Raw genomic sequence first — 18,665 nt, forward strand, 5'->3', positions numbered from 1 at the left:
CTTTCATACCTATTGTTTCTTTTATTAAATTAGGCCAATATTTAAAATTGATTTTCACTTATGAAAAAGATATTATTCCTTACGCTGCTGATTACTTTAAGCGTAATGACCATAGAGGCACAGGAGGCCGAGTGGCATACCGATCTTAACAAAGCAATGGCTATTTCAACCAAAAGCAAAAAACCGTTATTTCTGTTTTTTACAGGGAGTGACTGGTGCGGATGGTGTATGAAACTTCAGAAAGAAGTTTTTAAAACACCTGAATTTGCTAAATGGGCAAAAGATAATGTAGTTTTGGTTGAACTTGATTTCCCAAAGAGAACACCACAAGCCGACGAGATTAAACAGCAAAATGCACAGTTAAACAGCTTTTTCCAGGTAAGGGGTTATCCTACCGTATGGATTACAGATGTAAAGAAAAACAAGGAAGGTAAAGTAGAATTTGCTCCCCGTGGCAGCAGCGGTTATGTTGCAGGTGGGCCATCAACGTGGCTGGAAGGTGCTAACAAAATCATGGTCAACAAAACCTAATTACGAGTTTATTTAATAGTATAGGATCCCTTTTCGGCAGTAGCATGGAAAGGGATTTTTTCTTTCCGGCAGGTGGCTTCCCAAAGTTTGATGCTTCTTTTGTAATTAGTGGCATCTGCAACAATCTCTTTAGGCTGTATTTCGTGCACAATACGTTCCAGATTAATTTTTGGGGATTGAGTCAGGATAAGTATGTCCGGTTTGATGTTCGTGCTGTATGCGGCATCCTTGTCGATGATAAATATTTTCTTCTCATTATACCATATCATATTATGTAAAGGCTGTGTAATTAGTGTGGTGTTGAAGCCTTCTCTCGCATAAGCTCTTATTGTTGCGGTATTCCTGATTAGGCTGTCATCACTTATCAATGTGAGTTGTTCGTGATTTTTTATGGCTATTACCGTGTTTTTTCTGTTGTTGAAAATAACAAGCTCTTCATTGTTTTTATGCTGCCGGTCTGTTATGTAATATGCGCATTGAAAGATAAGAATGGCGCATAGAAGTGCCATAGTTCTTTTGTAGCTCTTTTTGTAAAACCAAAATACAAGTAAGGCGATTGCACCGTAAAGTATAACAGTCAATAACAGGGTAAAGGAGATTTCTTTGATCACAAGATTTTCAAACGAAGCGATCCAACTGATAAAGCCGTTCATTACTTCTACTAAAAAGCCTAGTGCCTTTCCGGCAACTAGTGCGGCATCTATCCATATGAAATTCAATATTAAAACCAAAAGCCCCAATACTAATACAACATTCGATAGCGGTATTACGACCAGATTAGCTATAAGGAATAGTAACGGAAACCGATTGAAGTAATATAGGCTCAAGGGTAATACGCCTATTTGCGCAGCGAGGGAAACTAGTAATGTGTCGCTTAAATAATTAAGAGGTTTATGTTTTGACATCGCAACTTGCTGGTAAAAAGGTTGTAAAAGCACGATTGCAAATACTGCAAGGTAACTCAGCTGGAAGCCTGCATCAAAAATAAAATAAGGATTGGCAATAAGTAGTACCAGCATTGAAATGAACAATGAATTGTAAATGTTGGTGTCCCTGTTCATGAATTGGGCGAAGCTTATGATCGTAAACATAACGACAGAGCGTACAACCGAAGCTGATAACCCTGTTATGAAAGCAAATCCCCAAATGATACTGAGTACAGCGATTAGGCACAGTAATTTTCCGTGTTTTGAAAAACGGTTAAGAGGTTTAAAAAAGACAGTAAGCAGATAAAAAAGTACCGAAAAGTGTAAACCGGAAATAGCAAGGATATGCAATACCCCGGCATCTTTATAAGCATCATTGGTTGCTGTGTCCATATCCTGTCTTTGTCCCAGGAGTAGGGCATCTAAGGTGTTTTGTACTTGTGGACTATACTTGTGTACAGAAAAACTTTGTACTAATGTTTCACGCAGCCTGCCAAGATAGTAGTCAAATTTTTTAACCGTTCCCGTCTCTATATAATTGTCTTTCAGCTTTAGCTGATGGAAAACACTTTGTTTTTCCATGTAACCGGCATAATTAAACTGATGGGGGTTAAGTGGTTTTGCAATCGGCAAAGGATTATCAATAATGATAAAACTATCACCCGGATAAACATGGGTGTAGGTACTGTCTTTAGGGATTGTCAGAAGGATTCTGCCTGTTGCCTTTTTTTTATTTATGGCAGTAACCTCAAAGTAGTAGCGTTCCTGATAATCGTTCGGCTTGAGCCGCTCAGTAATCACTCCTTTTATTTCAGGAATGGTAGAATCTATTGCGTTTGAATAATGTAGCTTTTGGTTAGGCGCGTAATGCAGTGACTGTATCAGCATCCCAAAAGTGAATGAAAATACAAGTGACGAAACGGTAAAATGTGGAACTGGTAAAAATGCCTTTTTGGAATATCTGAATGCGAATGCTAATCCGGTTAAGGCTAATAGGTTAATCGCATAGATACTATTTGGTGGTATGTTAATATAGTGTCCGGCTGTAATACCAAGTACTATAAACAGGGTGATGATTCCAATGGGATATTTCAATACCGGAGACTGAGACTGCCCGTTGAAACCTGTGCGCATTGAATTGGATTATTCCTCGATGTATCTGCCGGCCTGAACAAAAGTCCTTGAGTGGTAAGCTTCGTTCATAGAAGAAATGATAACACCTGAACTTGTAGAAGAATGAATAAACAATACTTCGCCCTCAGGGGTAACTTCAGTTACAATACCAACGTGGTTAATCGTTTTTCTATTGTGGCTGTTCCTGAAGAAAAGCAGGTCGCCTTTTTTAACTTCAGTAAGTTTAACTTCTTTAGTAGCCTTGGTCATTTCGTGAGAACTCCTTGGCAGTGTAATGTCAAATAATTTAAAAGAAGCATACACCATGCCTGAACAATCCATTCCGGCTTTGGTAGTGCCTCCGCCTCTGTAACGAACACCTTTAAATTCATTAATGGCATTTGTTGCTATTTGCTGGCCAAGGTAGCTTTCTACATCAGACTCGATGTAATTGGTAACTTCTTCGTTATCGTTTATAACAACGGTTTTTTTGAAAGTAGGATTTGTTTTGGTAACCGGAGCATCAAATCTGCCTGGATTTTTTGCGATTTCCATTTTAACCACTGGTTCATAACCTAAAATCTCACTGTTTTTAAGCGATGCAACTTCTTTCACTACTGCCTGTTTGTCGATAGCAGGTTTTGCAGCTTCAGCAGTTTTTTGTTTTTCGGTGTATGAGTAAACACCTTTTTTCTGGGCTTCTTTCTTAGTGGTGATTATTTGTGCCGATGATTTCAGCGAAATCATTAAAAGCATAAACAGGGATATGGACAGTAGGTTTTTCAAATCTTTTATTTTATCAAATTCAACTCGTGTTTTGACAAATATAGAAAATTAATTTTAAAGTTTTTTTTGGTTTTTATGTTAAATATTTGATAATGAACTCCGCAGTTTTTTTACTGGCACCTTCGCCGCCTAATTTTTCTTCTAGTAAATCGTACTGTTTCAGAAGGTTTTGGCGATGTTCAGGTGTTAAAATTTTTTGTAGTTCAGCCCTTATGTTTTTTGTGTTAAAGTCATCCTGAATTAATTCCTTAACAATTTCTTCATCCAGGATCAGGTTGACCAGGGATATGTATTTTAATGTTATAATTCTTTTTGCGATCTGGTACGATATCCAGTTTCCTTTGTAGCATACTACCTCAGGAACTTTGAATAATGCTGTTTCCAAAGTGGCAGTTCCTGATGTTACCAGGGCGGCATAAGCAATGCTCAAAAGGTCGTATGTCCTGTTGGATATGAACTTAACATTACTGCTGCCAAGGAACTGTTGATAAAAAGAATATTCCTGAGAAGGTGCACCGGCAATGACAAACTGGTAATCGGGAAAATCGTTTACAACCGAAAGCATGCCCTCAAGCATTTTTGAGATTTCCTGTTTGCGGCTTCCCGGCAATAATGCGATGACAGGTCTTTCGTCAAGATCAAACTCTTTTCGGAAAGTGGATTCATCGGTATATTTCCTGTTATGTATGGCATCTATAAGTGGGTGGCCTACGAATTCAACAGCAAAATTGTGTTTCTTTTCGTAAAAATCCTTTTCAAAAGGCAGGATGATATACATGTGGTCTACATCACGTTTTATGGCCTTAATGCGGCTTTCTTTCCATGCCCATATCTGCGGCGAAATGTAATAATGGGTTTTGATTCCTTCTTTCTTTGCCCATTCGGCAATGCGCATATTAAAGCCGGGGTAATCAATAAAAATGATTACATCGGGACTAAAAGCTTTAATGTCCTGTTTGCAGAATTTTATATTGTTAAGGATAGTTTTCAGGTTTTGCACTACTTCGGCAAAGCCCATGAAAGCAAGGTCACGATAATGTTTTACCAATGTACCGCCGGTGTGTTGCATCAGGTCACCTCCCCAAAAGCGAATGTCAGCATTTGGGTCCTGCTTAAAAAGTTCTTTCATCAGGTTAGAGCCGTGTAGGTCTCCCGAAGCTTCTCCTGCAATAATGTAGTATTTCATGCCTGTTGTTTGTTTGGCAAAGGTATTATTTATTGTAAAATTAAAATGCTGCTGAGTGATTTATAAGCTAAATAGTAAGCGACTCCCATTTCTGTTTTGTTATTTCATAAACAAAGTTGAGTTTGGTCTCTTCTCCAAAATAAGCCACTTCCTGTTCGGCGATCTTTTCGGCACCTATACGGCCAATGGCGATTTGTGAACGGAGATTATTAGCCCCGATATGAAAATGGACTTTTGATACAAACTGAAAAGCATAGTCAAGCATCAATGCTTTGACTGTTTTATTGATGCCGCTGCCCCAGCATGAGGTTGCATAAAAGGTATAGCCGATGAGAATGCTGTCATCGTCATTGTTGTAGTCATAATAGCGGCTGCTGCCTATTGCATGTCCCGTTGATTTTTCAACAATTTTAAATGCACCATTGCTCTGTATGGCGCCGTCGAAAAAAGTTTTGAAAACTTGCTTTTTCCAACGGTCTTTGTTAGGATGCTGCTCCCATATTTTAGGGTCGGATGCAATGCTAAATAATGCTTCAAAATCATCTTCCTGTAAAGGCTGAAGAATCACTTTGTCATTTTCAAGTGTCGGCTGGATATTGAAATTCATAATTATTTAATCGTTCAGGTTCCAGCTGTTAAGTGTCTGCATGGCATGGTGTGCGGTAAGGTCAAATTGTACAGGGACAATAGAGATGTATCCATGAGCCAAGGCCCATTCGTCAGTGTCTTCCCCATTATCCAGGTTTACGAATTTTCCTGTCAGCCAATAATAATCCCTACCCATGGGGGTCTGGCGTTTGTCGAAACGTTCCTGCCACATCGCTTTTGCCTGGCGGCAAATCTTTATGCCTTTTATCTCGTTCTCATTGAGTTTTGGGAAATTTACATTAAGTATCACACCATCAGGGAGTCCATTTTCCAGTACTTCTTCTGTAATTTTTTTAATCGACGATTTTATAGGTTCAAAATCGGCGTCCCAGTTGTAATCTAATAGTGAAAAGCCAATAGCAGGTATGCCTTCGATACCGGCTTCAACAGCAGCGCTCATGGTTCCTGAGTAAATTACGTTTATGGACGAATTCGATCCGTGATTTACCCCCGAAACACAAAGGTCGGGCTTGCGTTTCAGGATTTCGCTTACGGCAAACTTAACGCAGTCAACGGGTGTTCCGCTACAGCTGTATTCCATTTCAACATCCGGGTCAATGTCGATTTTGTTAATGTGCAGTGTATTGTTGATTGTAATGGCATGTCCGGTAGCCGATTGCGGGCTGTCAGGAGCTACAACTACAACATCTCCAAGCTCTTTCATAACGCTGATCAATGCCCTGATTCCGGGTGCTGTAATGCCGTCGTCATTAGTGACGAGTATTAAGGGTTTTTTCTTCATTGGTGTAGAAAAATCAAAATAAGTATTGTACTTTTACGTTTAGCTAAATTACAATATTTTTAAAGTGCTGCCGTCGTTTGAGAGGTGTTGGTGAGAAAAAAAATATACACATGTACTTTGGCACACTTTTTAGTGTAAATGATAATACAATAATTTAAATGAATGCCATTTTAAGCTATATGAAAAGAAATTATAAGATATTGGGAATCGTTGCCTTACTGGCAATATTCCTTGCCAGCTTTAAGACTGTCTCGTCTGAATTAGGATTAAACAACCCGATTAATTCTATTCTTGGTATAAATAAGGTTGATGCAGATCCGGAAAAAGATAAGCTGCTTCTGGAACTAATAACTTTTGTAATAGAAAAAGGGCATTATGATCCTGCCAAGATTGATGACGCTTTCTCAAAAGGTGTTTATAAAAGTTATATTGAATCTTTAGACCCTTCAAAGAGGTTCTTTATCCAGTCGGATATTGATGAGTTTTCAAAGTATGAAGATAAGATCGATGATATGATCAATAACAAGGATCTTTCGTTTTTTGACCTTACCTACACAAGGCTTCAGAAAAGAATAAAAGAATCTGAAGGTTTTTATAAAGATATACTTGATAAGCCATTTGATTTTTCGGTTAATGAAGAGTTCAATGTTGATTATGAGAAAATGCCATTTCCTAAAAACGACGCCGAACTTAGAAAGCGTTGGGAAAAGCAACTCAAGCTGTCTGTGCTTTCTACAATAACGGATAAGCAAAAGGTACAGGAAACCCCGGCAGATAAAGTTAAGGCAGATGGAACTAAAGATGCTAAGGCATCTGACGATAAAAAAGCAGAGGACAGCAAACCAAAAACATTCACAGAACTTGAAAAAGAAGCTCGTGAGTCTACACTTAAGTCACTTAATGATTACTTTGATGTGATTGATGACCTTGACCGTGATGAATGGTTCAGTGTTTATCTTAATGCCATTGCAGAACGTTTTGATCCCCATACATTTTATTTTGCGCCGGATGATAAAGACAAATTTGATACCAGCATGAGAGGTTCTCTTGAAGGTATTGGAGCAAGACTGCAAAAGAAAGGTGATTACGTAGAAATATCTGAACTTATAGCGGGTGGACCTGCCTGGAGAGGTAAAGAACTTGAGCAGGGAGACCTTATTATGAAAGTAGCTCAGGGGAAAGAAAATCCTGTTGATATTGCGGGTTTACGCCTTGATGATACTGTGAAAAAGATTAAAGGCCCTAAAGGAACCGAGGTTAGGCTTACAGTTAAAAAAGTAGACGGTTCTATTAAAGTTATCTCTATTGTCAGGGAAGTGGTAGAAATTGAAGAAACTTATGCTAAGTCGAGTGTTGTGAAGAAAGACGGTAAGACCTATGGTGTTATCTATCTGCCTAAATTCTACATTGACTTTGAAGATAAAAACAAACGTGATGCAGCCAAAGACGTTGCTCTTGAAGTAAAACGACTAAAAGAAGCTAAAGTAGACGGTATCATCATGGACCTTAGGGATAATGGTGGAGGGTCACTTAAAACTGTAGTAGATATTACAGGCTTGTTCATTCCGCAAGGGCCTGTAGTTCAGGTTAAGTCTGCCGGAAAACAAAAAGAAGTACTTTCTGATAGTGATTCTTCTGTACTTTGGGATGGTCCGCTTGTAGTGTTGGTAAATAACTTTTCGGCTTCGGCTTCAGAGATATTCGCAGCTGCAATACAGGATTACCACAGAGGTGTAATTATGGGTAGCAAGCATACTTATGGAAAAGGTACGGTTCAAAATCTTATTGACCTTAACCAGTTTGTAAGGAACAATTCTATGGGCGACCTTGGAGCACTAAAAACAACTACCCAGAAATTCTACAGAATTAATGGAGGTTCTACACAAAGAGAAGGTGTTATGAGCGATATTGTTATGCCTGACAGATATTCTTATATCGATATGGGTGAGCGCGATGTTGATAATGCTATGCCTTGGGATAAGATTGACCCGGCCGGTTACAAGCCGCTAAGTACTAATTTTGCAGGCGTAATCGCTAACAGCAAAAACAGAATGGCTTCTAATGACCAGTTTAAGCTGATGGATGAAAATGCTAAATGGGTATTCCAGAAGAAAGATGAGAATACATATAGCCTGAATATAGATAAGTTTAAAGAAGAACTTGCTAAAAGTGAGGCTGTAGCTAAAAAATTTAAGGCATTGAACGACTATAAAAACAAACTTACCTTTGATGCGCTGCCATACGAAAAAGAGGTTTTTGCCAAAGAGCCATTATTGGCAGAGAAAAAGCAAAGATGGTATGAAAGCCTTTCTAAAGACATTTATGTAGAAGAAGCTCTTAATGTACTCGAAGACATGCAGCCGGCAGCAAAAAGTAATGCTGTAGCGGTAAAAAAAGATAAAATGGTTAAAACGAGATAAAGCCCCTGATGGATAAAACCAATCATTCGCTTACAGGCTTAGCGCTCCAAAAATTCAAAAAGAATTTTTGGGGCGTTTTAAGTTTAGTATTCATTGTACTCCTGTTATTCATTGCAATTTTTGCCTATGTCCTTGCACCTGATAAAACTGAAAATGCCAATTGGGGCGATTTGGCAATTCATTCCAAATCTCCCGGATTTGCAGTTACCATGCTTACGTTTCCGTCAGAGGAGGATGAGGGTGCGCTTTCGGATTATTTTTCAGGACGACCAATGGCTCCTGCAAAAATTCCAATTCTTAAATACACGGTCACAAAAGATAGCCTTACCTATTACGAATATACCGATGAGCCTTCACTGGCTGTTGCCAAAACAATTCCGTTAGCAGCATTTGGTAAAAATGCAAATGCTGAAACAGTAGGGAAGGGCTTCGTGCAAGAACAAAAATTCATACTGGGAACTGATAGCCAGGGGCGTGATCTTCTGAGCCGACTTATAGTAGGGTCGAGGGTGTCGATAGCTATAGGGTTTGTTGCGGTATTCATATCGCTGGTTGTTGGGATATTCTTTGGAGCGATTGCAGGTTATTACGGAGGGAAAGTAGATGCCTTTGTAATGTGGCTGGTGAATATTATCTGGTCTATACCTACGCTGCTTTTGGTTATAGCTATTACGCTGGCTCTGGGTAAAGGCTTCTGGCAAGTTTTTGTAGCTGTAGGACTTACCATGTGGGTCGAGGTCGCAAGGGTTGTCAGGGGGCAGGTAATGAGTCTTAAGCAGACGCAGTTTGTTACGGCAGCAAGGGCACTTGGATACAAAAACAGCAGGATTATCTTTAATCATATATTGCCAAATAGTATGGCGCCCGTTATAGTAATCTCGGCGGCTAATTTTGCATCTGCCATATTGGTAGAAAGCGGCCTGAGCTTTTTGGGTCTTGGTGCACAGCCACCCATACCAAGCTGGGGCGGAATGATAAAAGACCACTATAATTATATTATCCTGGGCAAACCTTATCTTGCGATGGCGCCCGGTATCGCAATGCTGTTGCTTGTGTTAGCCTTTATGATGGTTGGTAATGCCTTGAGGGATGCGCTGGATGTAAAGAGTGAATAGTTATGGATTACCGGTTAATTTTAGAAAAAGCAACGAGTAATTTACAGGATTATCCTGAGGTTATTGAAGAGGTAAAGGATTGTATTATTTCAGGGTCTACTGGAGGAGAAATAATATCACGTCTTGGGAAATATCTGAAAAATCTGTCTGACACAAACACAAAGGTCTATTCTTTGATTGAAAAGGATGCCAAGTTATATTTAAAAGCTTGCGAAAGTAATGGCTATTTAATCAGGAACCTTATTAGTGCTGTGACTACCACTCATTCACCTTATTGGCATCCATTTTAATGAAAATGAACAACAATATGGTAAACGCCCATAAGCTCGATCCTCCATATGAGAAAAACGGCAGCGGTACCCCAATAGTAGGGAACAGCTTGATAAGCATGGTAATGTTCACAAAGAAGTGCATGAACAATATCGCCGCTACGCAATAACCGTATGTACGGCTGAATTTAGATTTTTGGCGTTCTGCCAGATAAATGATCCTCAATAGGAGCGTAACAAACAAGCCGATTACTACCAATGATCCTACAAAACCCCATTCTTCACCTACAGTGGTGAAAATATAATCGGTATGCTGTTCCGGTACGAACCCACCTTTTGTTTGGGTTCCTTCAAGATAGCCTTTTCCAAACCATCCTCCTGAACCAATAGCAATCATCGACTGGTTAAGGTTATATCCTTCGGCTTGTTGATTTACGTCTTTATCAAATAATACATTGATACGGTCTTTCTGGTGGTCTTCCAGTACGTTTTCATATACAAAGTCAACTGAGTACACAAAAGCTGTAATTGCTACAAATATTATACTGGAGAGGATAGGATTTCTGAATGCCCTGCGGGTAAGGAAAAAATGTGCAAGGATAATTATAAGGGCCAATATTACTATAAATAAAGGCTTAACCAGTAACGCCAAAAGGAATAATATAACTGCTATGGCACCTGTGCCTAAGTACCATCCGGGAAGGCCTTCACGGTATAAGACCAATGTAAGGGAAGCAAATATCATGGCACTACCGGCATCGGGCTGCATCATGATCAGTCCGACAGGAAAGGCAATTATTGCAAAGGCAATCAGTTGATGATTCGTGTTTTTAAGGTTTATTTGTACATCACTCAAAAATTTAGAAAGCACCAGTGCAGTTGCTATCTTTGCAAACTCCGAAGGCTGAAGGCTAAACCCTCCAAAGGAATACCAGTTGGTCTGGCCTTTAATGGTCTTACCTGCAACAAAGAGGCCGGCGAGTAGTAATATACCCAAGCCGTAGAAGATAAACGCATATTTGTCGTAGATCTTGGCATCGACTGTAAGCAAGACCATGATAAGAGGAATACTGAATACTATGAACAGTATCTGTTTACCATATATTTGCCCAATATCAAAAATGGATGTAGTTTCATTCGGTAATGAAGCCGAATAAATAGTCATCCATCCTGTAATTACTAAAATACTATAGAGTAGAATTGTAATCCAGTCAATATTGTTGGTTACGCTTTGGTTCTTCATTTTTGCTGCCTTCTAAGGCGTATAGCTTTGGTTAATCTTAAATGGTACTCCGCTGGTTACCTTAGCATATTCGTTTTTCAGTCCGTTCTTCATTATATATTCTTCACGGGCTTTTTGTGTCACTTCGCCTTTCAGGTATTTTTCGATCATTAAGCTTGTAATAGGTCCTGCCCAACGCGCACCCCAGTAACCATTTTCTACAAATACCGCAATAGCGATTTTAGGATTTTCCCTTGGTGCAAATGCCACAAAGATAGAATGATCGGTAAGCTGGGTCTTTATGCCGTTTATTTTTGCAAAGTTCTCGGCGGTTCCTGTTTTTCCGCATATTTCAATACCTTCTACCTTAAGGTGGCTCGCCGTTCCATAATTGTACACGTCAAAAAGGCCATCGATAACCGGCTTGAAATGCTGTTTGTCTATAGTAGTATAATGTTTGGTCCTGAATTTCTTATCAATTTGCTGACCCTTAATTTTTCTTATTACGTGAGGGGTGTAGTAGTAACCTTCATTGGCTACTGCAGCCATCATGTTTGCAAGCTGTATGGGTGTCATTGATACTTCTCCCTGTCCTATAGAATTTGAAATGATGGTCGAACTTCTCCATCCTCCGTTAGGATAAAATCGTTTGTAGAATTTAGAAGTAGGCACAAGTCCTTTTCGTCCCGGCGGAAGGTCATAGCCTAAGAAATCGCCTAAGCCAAAACTTTTAAGGTGGTTACTCCAGGCATCAACGCCATATTGGGGTTTAGGATATTTATCTATAGTAAGTTTGAATACATTACCAAAATAAGTATTACAAGAGTTGTAAATGCCGTTGTTAAGCTGGTGTGGACCAAATCCGTGGCATTTCATAAATGCTCCACGACCATATGAGAAACCATGATGGCACATGAAAGTTGTATTCACGTCGATTACTTCCTCCTGTAGTCCTACAAGTCCGGTAAGTATCTTGAAAGGAGATCCGGGAGGATATTCAGCTAATAGCCCCCTGTCGAAAAGAGGCATTTCAAGGGTGTCTTTGTACATCCTTGTATAGTTTTTAGAACGTTCACGGCCAACAAGTATTGAGGGGTCATATGACGGAGCAGTGACCAATGCCAGTATTTCACCGGTTTTAGGTTCGATAGCTACAATACCGCCGCGTTTTTCAAACATCAGCTTTTCGCCATATTCCTGAAGTTCTTTGTCGATACTAAGCGTTATATCTTTTCCCTGAACAGCTATTGTGTCATAGATACCTTCTTTAAAAGAGCCTATTTCCCTGTTGAAGCGATCTTTTTGAATGTATTTTACTCCTTTTACGCCACGGAGTATATCTTCATACATTTCTTCAACACCTTGTTTTCCGATGAGGTCACCACTTTTGTAGTAAGGGTTTTTCTTGATTATCGGGTCGTTTACCTGAGCGATATAGCCAAATACATTGGCACCAGAAACTGTTTGGTAGTCACGAAGCGATCGCTTAACGATGTCAAAACCTTTAAAGCGGCGTATTTTTTCCTGGAAAGCAGCAAATTCTCTTTTGTTGAGTTGGGGTAAAAAGACAGATGGCAGCCTTTTACTGTAGATTTCGGCCTTTTTTACCCTTTGGATAAAATATTCTTTGGTGATGCCAAGCAGTGAGCATATTTCCATCGTGTCAAGATCCTTCGACATTTCTTTAGGAGTGACCATGATGTCATAAGAAGGCTGGTTCGCTACTAACAATTTGCCATTACGGTCATAAATATAACCTCTTTCAGGATAGTCATATTTAATCTTGATGGCGTTGTTGTCAGATTTTTTGATATACGAGTCATCAATAATCTGTAAATAAAAAAGCCTTGCCACAATAATAACTGTTGCGGCAATTATAACTATTGGCAATAAACTCTTTCTCATTGTTTGCCCGGCTTAATTAAGTAGATGATGATTATGCAAAGTGTTAGCGTAAATAGTGTTGTAAGCAATGTCCTTATCAAAACATCAAGGATAAGGCTAAACCTAAATACCTCCAAAAGGTATAAAATTAAATGATGCGTTACAATAGAAATAAGGATAAAAGAAAACCGCTCAGGCGATAATCGTTCATTTATTTTTACGGTTTGATACTCGTAACTAAGTCCAAATGAGAATTTAAAGAAGGTCGGCCTGAGATAGGCAAGCGTTACGCAGGCTACGGCATGGGTTCCTCCGGAGTCGGTAAACATGTCAACCATTAATCCTAAAAGGAAAGAAGATAGTAGCAGTCCTGCTTTATTTCCGTTAACCGGGTATAAGAGAATGAATAATATGTACGGGTAAGGATTCAGGAAGCCAAACAAGTTCAGTCTGCTGAAAATAATTACCTGTAAGGCAAGCAGGAGTATAAACCTGAATATGTTCATTATGGTACTACTGCTCATTTGTCGTATTTGTAGTTTCTTCCTCCAGTTTTATGATCTCGTCGCGATCTTTGTTTTCTATTACATAGACATGACCAAGGCTGGTCATATCGTTAAATAATCTTACTTCAAGTGTATAATAGTTTGTCTTTTTGTCCATGTACACTTTGTCAATTGTACCAATTGGTATATTTTCAGGGAAGATCTTTGATTCGGCACCGGTAACAATTGTGTCGCCTTTTTGTACTGTTGCCAGCCTCGGAACATCAATCAGCTGTGCAAAACCTGTGTTTTTACCATTCCATGTAAGCGTTCCGAAGTGATTGTTCTTCTTGATCTTAGCGTCAAGTTTGAACTTAAGATTCAGGATGCTGATAACGGTCGCATAGTTGCCTGAGGTATTTTCTACGATACCCACAACACCAAGACTGCTTACAACACCCATATCAGGTTTAATACCCTGGTTACGGCCGCTGTTTATGGTAAAGTAATTTTCGTGTACACTGTAAGAATTGCGTATTACCTTTGACTGTATTACAGCAAAGTTGCCCATGGCTTCCGGTATATTTACCGGAGGTGTATTAGTGGTGTCCTGAGTATTGAAGAGCAATCTTTTTAGGCGGGCATTCTCGCCGGCAAGTGCTTCATTCTGCTCTTTCAGGTTCAGGTATTCTTCGACAGTGTTCACTTGTTCATATACATAGCCAGAAATAGCATTGGCCGATGTAACGGCGCGGCTTCTGTGATAGGAATGCGACTGTATGGTGAGCGTTAACGAAATGCCCAAAAGCAGCAAAAACAGTAATAAAATACTGTTTTTAAATAGAAAATTAAATATTTGCTGCATCTTTTAGCCTGCTTTATTTGATAAGTATGCTTCTGAATTTTTGTATGTTTTTTAGTGCCATCCCTGTTCCTCTTACAACGGCTCTAAGCGGATCTTCAGCAATATAAACCGGGAGGTCAGTTTTTTGGGAGATACGTTTGTCAAGACCTCTTAACATCGATCCTCCGCCGGCAAGGTAAATACCTGTATTGTAGATATCCGCTGCTAGTTCAGGAGGTGTTTGTGAAAGAGTTTCCATAACAGCGTCTTCAATACGCTGTATCGATTTATCAAGTGCTTTAGCGATCTCGCGGTAAGAAACATCGACCTGTTTAGGCTTGCCTGTTAAAAGGTCACGCCCTTGTACCGACATGTCTTCTGGAGGTGTTTCAAGGTCTTCTATGGCAGCACCGATTGTGATCTTTATTTTTTCGGCTGTACTTTCACCAACAAAAAGGTTGTGTTGTGTACGCATGTAATAAATGATATCATTTGTAAATACGTCACCTGCAATTTTAACCGATTTGTCGCATACGATACCACCTAATGCGATAACTGCAATCTCTGTAGTACCACCGCCTATATCTACGATCATGTTTCCTTTAGGCTGCATGATGTCTACACCAATACCAATTGCAGCTGCCATCGGCTCGTGTATAAGGTACACTTCTTTACCGTTTACCCTTTCAGCTGATTCTTTTACCGCACGCATCTCTACTTCAGTAATTCCTGAAGGAATACAGATGACAAGGCGCAGGGCAGGAGTGAATAGCTTTTTCTTTAAAGCAGGGATGCTCTTGATGAACATTGTAAGCATCTTTTCAGACGCATCAAAGTCAGCAATTACACCATCTTTAAGGGGGCGTATGGTTTTGATGTTTTCATGGGTTTTACCCTGCATCATGTTTGCCTCTTTACCAACGGCTATTATTTTTCCCGAGATACGATCGCGGGCAACAATAGAAGGGCTGTCTATAACAACTTTATCGTTATGTATGATTAGGGTATTTGCGGTACCAAGGTCTATCGCGATATCCTCGGTCATGAAATCAAAAAATCCCATACTGGCTCAGTGTATTAAGGTTTTGGTATAAAAAATGTTTAAGCTTACAAAAGTAGTAAAATTAATGTTTGAAATGACGGGTGCCTGTAAATACCATCGCAACATTATTTTCGTTGCAGTAGTTTATGCTAAGCTCGTCTTTTATTGAACCTCCGGGTTGTATAACCGCAGTGATTCCGGCATTTTTGGCAAGTTCAACACAATCCGGGAATGGGAAAAATGCATCGCTGGCCATAACAGCGCCGTTTAGGTCGAAATTGAATGAGTGTGCTTTTTCTATAGCTTGTCTTAGGGCATCTACGCGTGAGGTTTGTCCTGTTCCTGATGCGTATAGCTGTTTGTTTTTTGCAAATACAATCGTGTTCGATTTTGTATGCTTGCAAATTTTTGATGCAAAAAGCAAATCTTCAACTTCCTGAGTAGTAGGTGATGTTACAGTAACGGTAGTTAAGTGTTCTTTATTGTCTGTAACATTATCTTTATCCTGAACCAATAATCCGTTTAGGCATGTACGAACCTGTTTTGCAGGTAGTTCAATGTCGTTCTGGATAAGTAAAATTCTGTTTTTCTTTTCCTGTAGCACCACAGTAGCATCGTCATCATAGCCTGGAGCTATAACTACTTCGCAGAAAAGGTTGTTGATCTCATCGGCAGCAGCTTTGTCAATTTTGGCATTAGAGATAAGTACACCTCCAAATGCCGAAGTAGGGTCTGCAGCAAGAGCATCAAGATAAGCTTCTTTCACAGTGCTTCTTGTAGCCAGGCCACATGCATTGTTGTGTTTAAGGATTGCAAATGTAGGTCCGTCGTTCTTGAATTCATTAATTAGGTTCACGGCAGCATCTACATCCAGAAGGTTGTTGTATGACAATTCTTTACCATGAAGTTTAGTGAACATTTTATCGAAATCCCCAAAGAAGAAACCTTTTTGGTGAGGGTTTTCACCGTAGCGAAGTACCTGTCCGTTGTTTACACTCTCTTTGTAGAACGTTTCATCCTCATTAAAATAATTGAAGATAGCTGTGTCGTAGTGTGATGATGTATGGAATGCTTTTGTTGCAAACGATTTACGCTCTGCAAGTGTAGTGCCTCCGTTGTTGTTTGTAATTACCTCAAGGAACTCAGCATATTCGTTTACCGAAGCAACGATTACGGTGTCTTTGAAGTTTTTGGCAGCTGCACGGATAAGTGAAATACCGCCAATGTCAATTTTTTCTATGATGTCAGCTTCAGAAGCGCCCGAAGCTACAGTTTTTTCAAAAGGATAAAGGTCTACGATTACAACATCAATCTGCGGGATGTTAAATTCCTGCATTTGCTGCACGTCAGACGGATTGTCCTGACGGTTAAGGATTCCGCCAAACACTTTAGGGTGTAGCGTCTTAACTCTTCCGCCAAGAATAGATGGATAAGAAGTTACATCTTCCACAGGGACTACCGGTATGCCCAGGTCTTTTATAAAAGCTTCTGTACCGCCTGTAGAATAGAACGTTACGCCCTGCTCGTGCAGTTTTTTTACAATAGGCTCAAGACCCTCTTTATCAAATACCGAAATTAGTGCCGATGAAATTTTTTTGATGCTCATTTTTGTGTGTATAAATAAAGATGCAAAAGTAGTTATTGTACAGTTAACATTCAAAAGCTGTGAACACTAAATTTCGTGTAAAATGAAAATTTATTTCAAATAGGTTCACTTCATTTAAAAAAAATGCAGAATTTTACAGGAGTCAATCAAAACAATCATGCTTTTATACCTGCGTTTACTTAAAGAGAGTCTTTCTTTTGCCATGAATGCCCTTAGGAACAATAAGCTGCGCACATTTTTGTCGCTACTTGGTGTTACGGTGGGTATCTTTTCAATTATAGCCATACTGGCCGCTGTTGACTCGCTTGACAGAAAAATTAAGGATGACATGAGTAGTATCGATAAGAATACCATGTATCTAAAACGTTTCTCATTTGGCCCCAGCGAAATACCACGATGGAAGCGTGAACAATTTCCTGACGTCAGCTATGAAGAATATCAATATTTAAAGGATAATGTGAGCTCCATTCAGGAAGCCGCCTTTCAAATTTTTACGAAAAATGAAACGGCTCGTTATGAAGAGAAGGCTGCAAGTAATGTAAATGTTGTGCCTGTGTCGTACGAATTTACCGCTATACAAAGCCTGAAGATCGAGCATGGCCGTTTTTATAATGAATCTGAGTCAAATTCAGGAACTGCCGTTGCCGTTGTAGGTTATGAAATTGCGAAGACCCTGTTTGGCGATGCGAATCCTCTTGAAAAGAAATTCAGGATGTATGGGCAAAGGTTTACGGTTATTGGAGTACTCGAAAAGCAGGGTCAGGGTATGTTTGGTGAAAACAATGATACCGCGATTATTATTCCTGTAAACTTTGTACGTAATATGTATGGTGATCATAACGATTTTATGACGCCTATCATTATCATAAAGCCCAAAGCAGGTGAAGATGGAGAAGAGGTTAAAGCGGAAGTCGCACAAAAGCTTCGCAATTACAGAGGCATAAGGGCGGGGCAGGGCGATAACTTTATTATAGATATCTTATCAGGATTTACCGATCTCATCGACCAGATAATTGGAATGATGAATATGATTGGTATTGGTATAAGTGCGTTTTCACTTCTTGTAGGCGGATTCGGGATTGCAAACATTATGTTCGTATCGGTTAAGGAGCGAACTAACCTTATTGGTATTCAAAAAGCATTGGGAGCAAAAAACAGGTTTATCTTATTCCAGTTTTTATTCGAAGCGGTGATTCTTTCCCTTTTTGGAGGGCTTATTGGGATATTGCTTGTTTGGGGTATTATGGCAGCGCTTTCGACTATGGTTGATTTCAAGTTTGTACTAAGCATGGGGATTGTGACTTTTGGTACAGGGATCGCGATATTTATTGGATTAGTGTCAGGAATCCTTCCTGCTATCGCGGCGTCAAAACTTGATCCGGTAGAGGCGATACGAAGTGGTATGTAAGAATAAAAAACGGCACGCCTTAAGCCCCCACTTGTAACGTGCCGCATTTAAATGTTATCCGTCTTCACGCGTGGCATGTTATTCGAACAACATAGGAAATAATGCCGGGCGGCATTATTTTCCGTAACAAAACTAATGTGATTTTTAAGAATCAGATAACTTTTAGTATAGACAAAACACGGACATCCCTTATTTTTCAAGGCATTCCTACATTTTTGCCTTGGTTGTTACTTTTTAAAAATCAGGAATTTAAGCTATAGAGGTGTGTTTAGCAGTATATTTTCCAGTTCTGATTCCGTCTCTAAGCCCATTTTTTTCTTTACTCTGTATTTTTTCTTTACAATCGTTTCTGGAGAGACCTGCATTAGTGTAGCCATGTCCTTGTAAGGAAGATTTAATTTAAGCAATGCGCAAAAGAAAAGATCATTCTTGCTAAGT

Annotated in this window: 15 protein-coding genes and 1 pseudogene; 4 read left to right on the plus strand and 12 right to left on the minus strand. The window is 39.5% G+C overall.

Annotated elements, in window-relative coordinates:
• Nucleotides 1-60: 60 nt before the first annotated feature.
• Nucleotides 61-531: a thioredoxin family protein gene (locus ACX0HA_RS16325; RefSeq protein ID WP_458846373.1), complete on the plus strand. Its 471-nt coding sequence runs from the start codon at nucleotides 61-63 to the stop codon at nucleotides 529-531.
• A gap of 8 nt (nucleotides 532-539) precedes the next feature.
• Here the strand turns inward: ACX0HA_RS16325 and ACX0HA_RS16330 are convergent, their stop codons facing one another.
• The 5 genes from ACX0HA_RS16330 to surE all read right to left on the minus strand — a co-directional run bounded on the left by ACX0HA_RS16330 (nucleotide 540) and on the right by surE (nucleotide 5,932).
• Entirely contained in the window at nucleotides 540-2,591 is a 2,052-nt protein-coding gene (locus ACX0HA_RS16330) for a ComEC/Rec2 family competence protein (protein ID WP_458846374.1), read from the minus strand.
• A 9-nt stretch (nucleotides 2,592-2,600) separates the two neighbouring features.
• A complete protein-coding gene (locus tag ACX0HA_RS16335; RefSeq protein ID WP_458846375.1) occupies nucleotides 2,601-3,356 on the minus strand; it encodes a C40 family peptidase in 756 nt (251 codons plus the stop codon).
• A gap of 73 nt (nucleotides 3,357-3,429) precedes the next feature.
• Nucleotides 3,430-4,542: a lipid-A-disaccharide synthase gene (lpxB, locus tag ACX0HA_RS16340; RefSeq protein ID WP_458846376.1), complete on the minus strand. Its 1,113-nt coding sequence runs from the start codon at nucleotides 4,540-4,542 to the stop codon at nucleotides 3,430-3,432.
• Nucleotides 4,543-4,609: 67 nt separating this feature from the next.
• Nucleotides 4,610-5,149: a GNAT family N-acetyltransferase gene (locus tag ACX0HA_RS16345; RefSeq protein WP_458846377.1), complete on the minus strand. Its 540-nt coding sequence runs from the start codon at nucleotides 5,147-5,149 to the stop codon at nucleotides 4,610-4,612.
• 6 nt (nucleotides 5,150-5,155) lie between these two features.
• Nucleotides 5,156-5,932, minus strand: a complete 777-nt coding sequence (gene surE, locus ACX0HA_RS16350) for a 5'/3'-nucleotidase SurE (RefSeq protein WP_458846378.1) — start codon at nucleotides 5,930-5,932, stop codon at nucleotides 5,156-5,158.
• 158 nt (nucleotides 5,933-6,090) lie between these two features.
• Here surE and ACX0HA_RS16355 point away from each other — a divergent pair, with 158 nt between their 5' ends.
• Nucleotides 6,091-8,352, plus strand: a complete 2,262-nt coding sequence (locus tag ACX0HA_RS16355; protein ID WP_458846379.1) for a carboxy terminal-processing peptidase — start codon at nucleotides 6,091-6,093, stop codon at nucleotides 8,350-8,352.
• A gap of 8 nt (nucleotides 8,353-8,360) precedes the next feature.
• The gene (locus ACX0HA_RS16360) at nucleotides 8,361-9,467 is read left to right on the plus strand and encodes an ABC transporter permease (RefSeq protein ID WP_458846380.1); all 1,107 of its coding nucleotides are present in this window, start codon (nucleotides 8,361-8,363) and stop codon (nucleotides 9,465-9,467) included.
• Between the two features lie 255 nt (nucleotides 9,468-9,722).
• Here ACX0HA_RS16360 and rodA read toward each other — a convergent pair whose 3' ends face one another.
• From rodA to purH, 6 genes are all read right to left on the minus strand, one after another.
• The gene (gene rodA, locus ACX0HA_RS16365) at nucleotides 9,723-10,979 is read right to left on the minus strand and encodes a rod shape-determining protein RodA (RefSeq protein ID WP_458846381.1); all 1,257 of its coding nucleotides are present in this window, start codon (nucleotides 10,977-10,979) and stop codon (nucleotides 9,723-9,725) included.
• 12 nt (nucleotides 10,980-10,991) lie between these two features.
• Nucleotides 10,992-12,863, minus strand: coding sequence for a penicillin-binding protein 2 (gene mrdA, locus ACX0HA_RS16370; protein WP_458846382.1), 1,872 nt, complete (start codon nucleotides 12,861-12,863; stop codon nucleotides 10,992-10,994).
• On the minus strand, nucleotides 12,860-13,366 hold the full coding sequence (locus tag ACX0HA_RS16375) for a rod shape-determining protein MreD (protein WP_458846383.1): 507 nt from the start codon (nucleotides 13,364-13,366) through the stop codon (nucleotides 12,860-12,862). Before ACX0HA_RS16375 ends, mrdA begins: the two co-directional genes overlap by 4 nt.
• Complete coding sequence (mreC, locus tag ACX0HA_RS16380; RefSeq protein WP_458846384.1) at nucleotides 13,356-14,192, minus strand: rod shape-determining protein MreC; 837 nt, start codon at nucleotides 14,190-14,192, stop codon at nucleotides 13,356-13,358. Before mreC ends, ACX0HA_RS16375 begins: the two co-directional genes overlap by 11 nt.
• A 13-nt stretch (nucleotides 14,193-14,205) precedes the next feature.
• Nucleotides 14,206-15,234, minus strand: a complete 1,029-nt coding sequence (locus ACX0HA_RS16385; protein ID WP_458846385.1) for a rod shape-determining protein — start codon at nucleotides 15,232-15,234, stop codon at nucleotides 14,206-14,208.
• A gap of 61 nt (nucleotides 15,235-15,295) precedes the next feature.
• Nucleotides 15,296-16,819 (minus strand): bifunctional phosphoribosylaminoimidazolecarboxamide formyltransferase/IMP cyclohydrolase, encoded by a 1,524-nt coding sequence (gene purH, locus ACX0HA_RS16390; RefSeq protein WP_458846386.1) that lies wholly within the window; start codon nucleotides 16,817-16,819, stop codon nucleotides 15,296-15,298.
• A gap of 157 nt (nucleotides 16,820-16,976) precedes the next feature.
• On the opposite strand from purH, the gene ACX0HA_RS16395 reads away from it, so the two are divergent.
• On the plus strand, nucleotides 16,977-18,227 hold the full coding sequence (locus ACX0HA_RS16395; protein ID WP_458846387.1) for an ABC transporter permease: 1,251 nt from the start codon (nucleotides 16,977-16,979) through the stop codon (nucleotides 18,225-18,227).
• A gap of 254 nt (nucleotides 18,228-18,481) precedes the next feature.
• Here ACX0HA_RS16395 and ACX0HA_RS16400 read toward each other — a convergent pair.
• A pseudogene (locus ACX0HA_RS16400) lies at nucleotides 18,482-18,665 on the minus strand (hypothetical protein); the annotation flags it as partial.

The organism is Flavobacterium hauense (assembly GCF_054457175.1).

Coding starts and splice junctions, on each gene's coding strand:
- ACX0HA_RS16325 (WP_458846373.1), top strand. CDS start 61: ATGAAAAAGATATTATTCCTTACGCTGCTGATTACTTTAAGCGTAATG.
- ACX0HA_RS16330 (WP_458846374.1), bottom strand. CDS start 2,591: ATGCGCACAGGTTTCAACGGGCAGTCTCAGTCTCCGGTATTGAAATAT.
- lpxB (WP_458846376.1), bottom strand. CDS start 4,542: ATGAAATACTACATTATTGCAGGAGAAGCTTCGGGAGACCTACACGGC.
- ACX0HA_RS16345 (WP_458846377.1), bottom strand. CDS start 5,149: ATGAATTTCAATATCCAGCCGACACTTGAAAATGACAAAGTGATTCTT.
- surE (WP_458846378.1), bottom strand. CDS start 5,932: ATGAAGAAAAAACCCTTAATACTCGTCACTAATGACGACGGCATTACA.
- ACX0HA_RS16355 (WP_458846379.1), top strand. CDS start 6,091: ATGAATGCCATTTTAAGCTATATGAAAAGAAATTATAAGATATTGGGA.
- ACX0HA_RS16360 (WP_458846380.1), top strand. CDS start 8,361: ATGGATAAAACCAATCATTCGCTTACAGGCTTAGCGCTCCAAAAATTC.
- rodA (WP_458846381.1), bottom strand. CDS start 10,979: ATGAAGAACCAAAGCGTAACCAACAATATTGACTGGATTACAATTCTA.
- mrdA (WP_458846382.1), bottom strand. CDS start 12,863: ATGAGAAAGAGTTTATTGCCAATAGTTATAATTGCCGCAACAGTTATT.
- ACX0HA_RS16375 (WP_458846383.1), bottom strand. CDS start 13,366: ATGAGCAGTAGTACCATAATGAACATATTCAGGTTTATACTCCTGCTT.
- mreC (WP_458846384.1), bottom strand. CDS start 14,192: ATGCAGCAAATATTTAATTTTCTATTTAAAAACAGTATTTTATTACTG.
- ACX0HA_RS16385 (WP_458846385.1), bottom strand. CDS start 15,234: ATGGGATTTTTTGATTTCATGACCGAGGATATCGCGATAGACCTTGGT.
- purH (WP_458846386.1), bottom strand. CDS start 16,819: ATGAGCATCAAAAAAATTTCATCGGCACTAATTTCGGTATTTGATAAA.
- ACX0HA_RS16395 (WP_458846387.1), top strand. CDS start 16,977: ATGCTTTTATACCTGCGTTTACTTAAAGAGAGTCTTTCTTTTGCCATG.